Annotated in this window: 5 protein-coding genes and 3 pseudogenes; 1 reads left to right on the top strand and 7 read right to left on the bottom strand. The window is 66.8% G+C overall.

Annotation, left to right across the window (positions count from 1 at the left end):
• Window positions 1-179 (top strand): annotated as a pseudogene (locus WA944_RS12625) (NADPH:quinone oxidoreductase family protein); the annotation flags it as partial.
• 15 nt (window positions 180-194) lie between these two features.
• Here the strand turns inward: WA944_RS12625 and WA944_RS12630 are convergent.
• The 7 genes and pseudogenes from WA944_RS12630 to WA944_RS12660 form a co-directional block, all read right to left on the bottom strand.
• Window positions 195-698 carry a hypothetical protein gene (locus WA944_RS12630; protein ID WP_526371886.1) on the bottom strand — a complete coding sequence of 168 codons (504 nt, stop codon included), beginning with the start codon at window positions 696-698 and terminating at the stop codon, window positions 195-197.
• A complete protein-coding gene (locus tag WA944_RS12635; protein ID WP_526371884.1) occupies window positions 695-1,312 on the bottom strand; it encodes a TetR/AcrR family transcriptional regulator in 618 nt (205 codons plus the stop codon). The genes WA944_RS12630 and WA944_RS12635 overlap by 4 nt, the downstream gene beginning before the upstream one ends.
• Before the next feature lie 105 nt (window positions 1,313-1,417).
• Window positions 1,418-2,578: pseudogene (locus tag WA944_RS12640) on the bottom strand (acyl-CoA dehydrogenase family protein).
• A gap of 10 nt (window positions 2,579-2,588) precedes the next feature.
• Window positions 2,589-3,734, bottom strand: coding sequence for a thiolase family protein (locus WA944_RS12645; RefSeq protein ID WP_526646997.1), 1,146 nt, complete (start codon window positions 3,732-3,734; stop codon window positions 2,589-2,591).
• A pseudogene (locus WA944_RS12650) lies at window positions 3,734-4,559 on the bottom strand (enoyl-CoA hydratase/isomerase family protein). Before WA944_RS12650 ends, WA944_RS12645 begins: the two are co-directional and overlap by 1 nt.
• Window positions 4,559-5,797 (bottom strand): CaiB/BaiF CoA transferase family protein, encoded by a 1,239-nt coding sequence (locus WA944_RS12655; RefSeq protein ID WP_526609137.1) that lies wholly within the window; start codon window positions 5,795-5,797, stop codon window positions 4,559-4,561. Before WA944_RS12655 ends, WA944_RS12650 begins: the two are co-directional and overlap by 1 nt.
• Window positions 5,798-5,843: 46 nt before the next feature.
• A complete protein-coding gene (locus WA944_RS12660) occupies window positions 5,844-7,010 on the bottom strand; it encodes an acyl-CoA dehydrogenase family protein (RefSeq protein ID WP_526371878.1) in 1,167 nt (388 codons plus the stop codon).
• Window positions 7,011-7,363 lie beyond the last annotated feature (353 nt).

Here is a 7,363-nt window from a genome sequence, read left to right on the forward strand (position 1 = left end):
CAGGGGTCATCCCGAGCATTCCGTTGAACCTGGTGCTGGTCAAAGGGATTCACGTGCTCGGCTTCCAGTTCCAGGACGTACCGCGAGACCAGTTCGAGCGCAATGAACACGAACTGCGCGATCTGCGTCACGTGGGGGACGGCCGCGCGATAGGCAAAGTCCTGATCGATATGAGCTGACCCCGGGCTGCCCGGTCAGCTCGCCGGAACCAGGTCCGCGGCGACCGACAGCATCATGCCGTAGCAGAACGTCTCGCTGCGGCCGACCGGTTCGACGACCGCGCCGATGGCCACCGCCAGTGCCTGGGCCTTGAAGGCCCGCGCCGCAGCACTGAGCCGGTGCTCGACGGAATCGACGCTGCTGTCCAGTTCGGCGGGCAGGGGTGCCCCCCACAGGGTCACCTCGGTCGCACCTTGTTCGAGCGCTCCGAGAACCCCCCTGCGCACCCGATCGTCACGGTCGAAGAGATCTGCGGCCACCGCCACTGTCTGCGGGTGCGGGCGCTGTTCCCATGACTCCAGCACTGCTTCCAGATCCAAGGTCTGTGCGCCGAAGGATCTCGAGGGGCGCACGTCTTCGTCGCTTCCGACCAGCACGGTGACATCCCAGCCCGCCATCACCCGGTCGTAGATCCAACCGCCGGCGAACTGCACCGCATCGAGCACGCTGGGCGCGACGACGTCGAGTCGGTACCTCATGTCGCCTCCTGCGGTGTCAGATCCCGCGCCAGCGACTCCGCGTACTCCTTGAACACCTCGGTCAGGGGGACTGAAGGGTCGAGTAGCCATAGGATCTCCATTCCGTTGATGAAGGCCAGAATCTCCACGGCCTTGGCGGCCGCGTCGAGGTCGGTGCGGTAGTTCCCGTCGCGCTGGCCGCGCTCGATCATCGACACCAGGATGTCCACCGCGTCTCGATAGCGCTTGTGCAGCCTGTCGTGCAACGGCGCGTCCGGGGCGATGTTCTCCGCCAGCAGTACCGCGAAGGTCCCGACGAGCTCGGGGGCCCGCTCGAAGCGCTCCGGGACACGGACGAGCTGGGCGATCAGGTCACCCGAGCGGTCCGCGTGCGCGTCGTCGTCGGCGTCTCGTGCGTCCAACACGGCGTTGAGGAGCTGCTCTTTGGACTCGAAGTGGTGCAGCAGGCCTGCGGGTGTCACTCCCGCCTCTTTGGCGATCAGGGCCAGCGACGTGGTGCGCCAACCGTTGCGCGCCAACAATCGCTCTGCCACGGCGAGAATGCGCTGCCTGCGGTCCTCACCTTTGGCGAACAGGGTCGCGTAGGGGCGGGACACGGATCCGGGGGCTGCCACTGGACTCCTTGCTGAACCAACCTAGTGAACGCACAGTAGGTAGGTTTGCGGCATGTGACAAGGGTCTCACGCGAATTGTTTCGAACGAGTTTCCGATCTACCCGGTCACAACCCCAGCGACTTGGCGATCATCACCTTCATGACCTCGCTGGTTCCCGCGTAGATGCGGGCCACCCGTGCATCGGTGTACAGCCGGGCGATGGGGTACTCCATCATGTAGCCGTATCCGCCGAAGAGCTGAAGGCAGCGGTCGACCACCCGCTGCTGCATCTCGGTGCAGAACAGCTTCACCCTGGCCGCGTCGGCGCCGGACAGTTCGCCCTCGACGTGCAGCGCGATCGCCCGGTCCAGCATCGCCTGGCCGGCCTCGACATCCGTCGAACAGGCAGCCAGCTCGAATTTGGTGTTCTGGAACGACGCGACCGGCGTGCCGAAGGCCTTGCGGTCCTTGGTGTAGTCGATGGCCTCGGCGATCGCCGAGCGGGCCTGCGCCACCGATCCGACGGCCACGGTCAGCCGCTCCTGGGAGAGGTTGTGGCCGAGGTAGCCGAACGCCTCGTCGACCTCACCGAGCACATTCGTCGCCGGGACGCGCACATCGACGAAGGACAGCTCCGCGGTGTCCTGCACCTTGCAGCCCATCTTCTCCAGTTCCCGCCCGCGGGTGAAACCGGCCATCCCGTCCTCGACGACCAACAGGGTCAACCCCTTGCGACGGTTGTCCGGATCAGTCGAGGTGCGGGCGACGACGATCACCAGGTCCGCCTGTATGCCGCCGGTGATGAACGTCTTGGCGCCGTTGACGATCCAGTCCGCGTCGTCCCCCGACCCGTCCCGGACCGCGGTGGTGCGCATTCCCGCGAGGTCCGATCCGGTGCCTGGTTATGTCATTGCGATCGCGGTCAGCAGCGTCCCCGCCGCGAGGCCGGGAAACCAGCGCCGCCGTTGCTCGGCATTCGCGTAATGCAGAAAGTAGGGAAGGATCACCTCGAGCTGGGTGCGCACCGTCGACAGCGTCACCAGCGCGCGGGCCGCTTCTTCCTGCAGCACCACGTTGTAGCGGTAGTCGGGCATGCCCGCGCCGCCGCACTCCTCGGGGATGGCCATCCCGAGCATGCCGAGCGAGCCCATCTGTTCGAAGACCTCGCGGGGCATCCGGCCGCCCTTTTCCCACTCCGGGTAGTGGGGGACGATCTCCTTGTCGACGAAATCACGGGCGAGCTCGCGAAAAGCCTCATGGTCCTCGGTGAACAGGTCTCGACGCATTGTGCTCTCCTCAGGCGACGAGCTCGACCAGCGTGGCGTTGGCGGTGCCGCCGCCCTCACACATGGTCTGCAAGCCGTATCGAATTCCGTTGTCCCGCATGTGATGAATCATCCGCGTCATCAACACCGCGCCCGACGCGCCCAGCGGGTGACCCAGGGCGATCGCGCCCCCGAGTGGGTTGAGTTTGCGCTCGTCGGCTCCGGTGTCGGCCAGCCACGCCAGCGGGACCGGGGCGAACGCCTCGTTCACCTCGAACACGCCGACGTCGGAAAGGTCCACACCGGCTTTGTGCAGAACCTTCTCGGTCGCCGGAATCGGCCCGGTGAGCATCAGCTTCGGATCCGCGCCGGTGACCGCACCGGCCCGGTAGCGCGCCAGCGGCGTCACACCGAGTGCCACCGCATTCTCGGCGGTCATGACCAGCAGCGCCGCTGCGCCGTCGGAGATCTGCGACGAGTTCCCGGCGTGGATCACACCATCGTCGGCGAATGCCGGCTTGAGGCCTGCAAGTTTCTCCGGGGTGGTGCCGCGCCGGATCCCCTCGTCGTCGGTGACCACTCCGCCCGATGTGAACACCGGCACGATCTGGTCCTTGAAGGCCCCGGCGTCCTGCGCGGCGGCCGCCCGCTCGTGGGAGTGCGCGGAGTACTCGTCGAGCCGAGTGCGCGAGAAGTTCCACTGCTGGGCGATCATCTCGGCCGAGATGCCCTGGTTGAACGCGAAATTGTGATAGCGGGCAAGGACTTTGGGCCCGTAGGGCATCCCGGTGGCGCGTGCCGCTCCCAGCGGGACCTGGCTCATCACCTCCACTCCCCCGGCCACGACGACGTCCTGCTGGCCCGACATCACCGCCTGCGCGGCGAAGTCGAGCGCCTGCTGACTGGACCCGCAGGCCCGGTTGACCGTGGTGCCGGGGATGTGTTCGGGCCAGCCTGCCGCCAGCACGGCGTATCGGCCGATGTTGCTGGACTGGTCGCCCACCTGGGATACGCAACCCCAGACGACGTCGTCGATGATGTCGGGGTCCACACCGGTGCGTTCGACGAGCTCGTTGAGCACCAGTGCCGACAGATCGGCGGCGTGCTGGTCGGACAGGCCGCCGTTGCGCTTGCCGACCGGTGTACGTACCGCCCCGACGATGACCGTTTCCCGCATCAGCTCTGCTCCTTCTCGTGCAACGCCCACGTTCCGGTGAACTCCGGCTCCCGCTTCTCGGCGAAGGCGAGGTACGCCTGCGTCGAGCCTGCCGTCGCGAAGTTACCGGGCTGCGCCCGGGCTTCGTTGGCCAGCGCCTCGCGGAGCGTGGCGTTGGCGCCGTCGTTGAGCAGCGCCTTGCTCTGCGCCAGCGCGAACGGTGGCCCCGTGGCCAGCCGGGCGGCCAACTCGTCGACGAACCCGTCGATCGCGTCGGAGGCCTTCACCCAGGTGACGAGCCCGAGTGCGTGCGCTTCCTGCGCCGATCATGTCGGCCAGCAGCACCAGCCGCTTGGCCTGCTGCAGTCCGACGATCCTGGGCAACAACCAGGACCCGCCGAGATCCACCGACAGTCCGCGCTTGGCGAAGATCTGGCAGAACCGCGACTCGGGGGTGGCCACGACCAGGTCGCATCCGAGCGCCGGGTTCCAGCCGGCGCCGACGGCGATGCCGGTGACCTTCGCGACCGTCGGCACCGTGAGTTCGTGCAGTGCCAGTGCGACATCGGTGAGCCGGTCCAGCTTGTAGCGCGGGTGGATCTCCTCACCGGTGCCGATGTCGGCTCCCGAGCTGAACGCACCACCGGCGCCGGTGAGCACCAGCGCGCGTACGTCGCGGTCACGCTTGACCTCGCGGAGCGCGTCGGCGAGTTCCACCCACAGCCGGGCGTCGAGCGCATTCTTGCGTTCGGGCCGGTTGAGCGTGAGCGTGCGCACGCCGCCGCGATCCGCGGAAAGCAGCACCTGGTCGTCAGCCTTCTCCGGACGCGAGGAGGAATCGGACATCAGTAGGCCGGTCCGATCGCGCCCTCGGCCCGTAACCGGACCAATTCCTCGGTGGACACTCCCAATTCGCCCAACACCGCGTCGGTGTGCTGCCCCAGACCGGGGACCGCTCCCATCGGCTGCTCGAAGCCGCTGATCACCGGCGGCGGCCGCAGCGCCTGGATGTCACCGCGGGGGGTGGCCACGCTCCGCCACCTGTCGCGCGCCGCCAATTGCGGGTGCGCCACCACTTCGCTGGGGACGTTGTAGCGGGAGTTGCCGATGCCGGCGGCGTCGGCGATCTGCTGGATCTCCGCCAGATCGTGCCGGGCACACCACGACCCGATGGCCCCGTCGAGGATCTCCCGGTGGGCACAACGACTGGAGTTGGTGGCGAACCGCGGGTCGTCCGCGAGGTCCTGGCGATCGATGATCTCCCGGGCGACCCGCTGCCACTCGCGGTCGTTCGTGGTGCCGAGGACCACGGTCTGACCGTCGCGCGTGGGGAACGCGCCGTACGGCGCGACGGCGGGTGAGCCGACCCCGAGCGGTTGCTGGTCGATGCCGGAATGCTGGGTGTAGGTGAGGGCATAACCCATCACGTCGGTCATCACGTCGAACAGGCTCAGCTCCACCGACGGGGCCCTGAAAGTCGCAGCCCCCGCCGCCCGGTTGCTCCGCCCGAACAGCAACGCCAGTATCGAGATGGCGGCGTACAGCCCGGTGCTGAAGTCGGCCATCGCCGGCCCGGGTTTCGCGGGCATACCCGGATAGCCGGTGATCGCGCACGATCCCGACTCCGCCTGCACCAGGAGGTCGTAGGCCCGCTTGTGCGAGATCGGCCCACCGGGTCCGTATCCGTCGATCTCGACCGGGATGACGTCGGGGTGCCGCTGGGCGAGGTCGGCGGGTGCGACGCCCAGCCGTGCCGTCGCGCCGGGCGCCAGGTTGGACACGAACGCGTCGGCACGGTCGAGCAACCGGTGCAGCAGTTCGACACCGGCCGGAGACTTGGTGTTCAGCGTCACCGACTCCTTGCCTCGGTTGCACCACACGAAGTGCGCGGCGAGGCCGCCGGGGCCGTTCACGACGTCGTCGTAGTCACGGGCGAAGTCGCCCCCGTTGGGGTTTTCCACCTTGATGACGCGCGCGCCGAAGTCGGCCAGCACCCGGGTACACATTGGTGCGGCGACGGCTTGTTCCATGGCGACGACGGTGACGCCAGCCAGCGGGGCGGGGTGCGGTTGCGGTTCTATCACCTGTTCAGGTCACCATGCCGCCGCCGAATGTCCTCTGCGGGGTCATCTAGTAGCTCCTGGGCAGACCGAGGACGTGTTCACCGAGGAAGTTGAGGATCATCTCCTGGCTGACCGGGGCGATCTTCATCAGCCGCGACTCCCGGAAGTACCGGGACACGTGGTACTCCTCGGAATACCCCATACCGCCGTGCAGCTGCAATGCCCGGTCGGCTGCCCCGAAGCCCGCGTCGGCGCACAGGTACTTCGCGGTATTCGCTTCTCGGCCACAGGGTTTGCCGTTGTCATACAGCCACGTCGCCTTGCGTAGGACCAGTTCGGCGGCATCGAGGCGGGCCAGGGAGTCGGCCAGCGGAAATTGCAGGCCCTGGTTCATGCCGATGGGGCGGTTGAACACCACACGCTCGTTGCCGTACTTCACCGCCTTCTCCAGCGCGACGCGGCCGATGCCGAGCGCCTCGGCGGCGATCAGCATCCGCTCGGGGTTCAGTCCGTCGAGGATGTACTTGAACCCCTGGCCCTCTTCGCCGACGCGGTGCTCGATCGGCACCATCAGGTCGTCGATGAACAGTTCGTTGGAACTGACGGCGTTGCGTCCCATCTTCTTGATCGCACGGATGTCGACGTGGTCACGGTCGAGGTCGGTGAGGAACAGCGTCATCCCGTCGGTTTTCTTGGTGACCTGCTCGTACGGCTCGGTGCGGGTGAGCAGCAGGATCTTCTCGGACTCGAGCGCCTTGGAGATCCAGACCTTGCGGCCGTTGACGCGGTACCTGTCGCCTTCGCGTTTGGCGGAGGTGGTGATGCGTGAGGTGTCCAATCCGCCACCGGGTTCGGTGACGCCGAAGCACACGTGCAGGTCACCGTCGACGATCCGGGGCAACGTCGCCGCCTTGAGCTCATCGGAGCCGTGTTTGACCACCGGCTGCATGCCGAAGATCGAGAGGTGGATGGCGCTGGCGCCGTTCATCGCGGCCCCTGAGCGTGAGATCTCCTCGAGCAGTAGCGTCGCCTCGGTGATCCCGAGGCCGTGACCGCCGTACTCCTCGGGGATGGTCATACCGAGCCAACCGCCCTTGGCGACGGCATCGTAGAACTCCCGGGGGAATTCGTGCGCCAGGTCTTTTTCCATCCAGTACTGGTCGTCGAACCTGCCCGCCAACTCGGCGACGGACTTGCGGATCAACTCCTGGTCCTCGGTGAGTTCAAAACTCATGCCACCCGGCATATCAACCTCTCTCCGTATCGTTTCACCGCCGGAACTGCATTCCAGTAGGTCCCCTCTTGAGCGTCCTCTGCTGGAATGCAATTCCGGCGACGTGCTGCACAGCCTGCTCAGTCTCAGTCTGTGTTGCCGGACATCTCCTTGGCATTGGCCGCGAAGTCGGCGAAGCTGGGCCCTGATCCACCCCGGCGTGTCCGGAGGCCCCGTTATCTGACTGCCTCCTCGGTTTGAGGGTGCAATTTTCGATCGTAGTAGAGTTCCTCGGCCCGGTCGGGGGTGAGGTCGTCGCAGTACCCGTTGGGGCGCTCTCGGTTGTAGAAGGCGACCCATTCCGCGGTGGCTAA

This window comes from Mycobacterium sp., assembly GCF_049683355.1.
Classification (GTDB): Bacteria; Actinomycetota; Actinomycetes; order Mycobacteriales; family Mycobacteriaceae; genus Mycobacterium.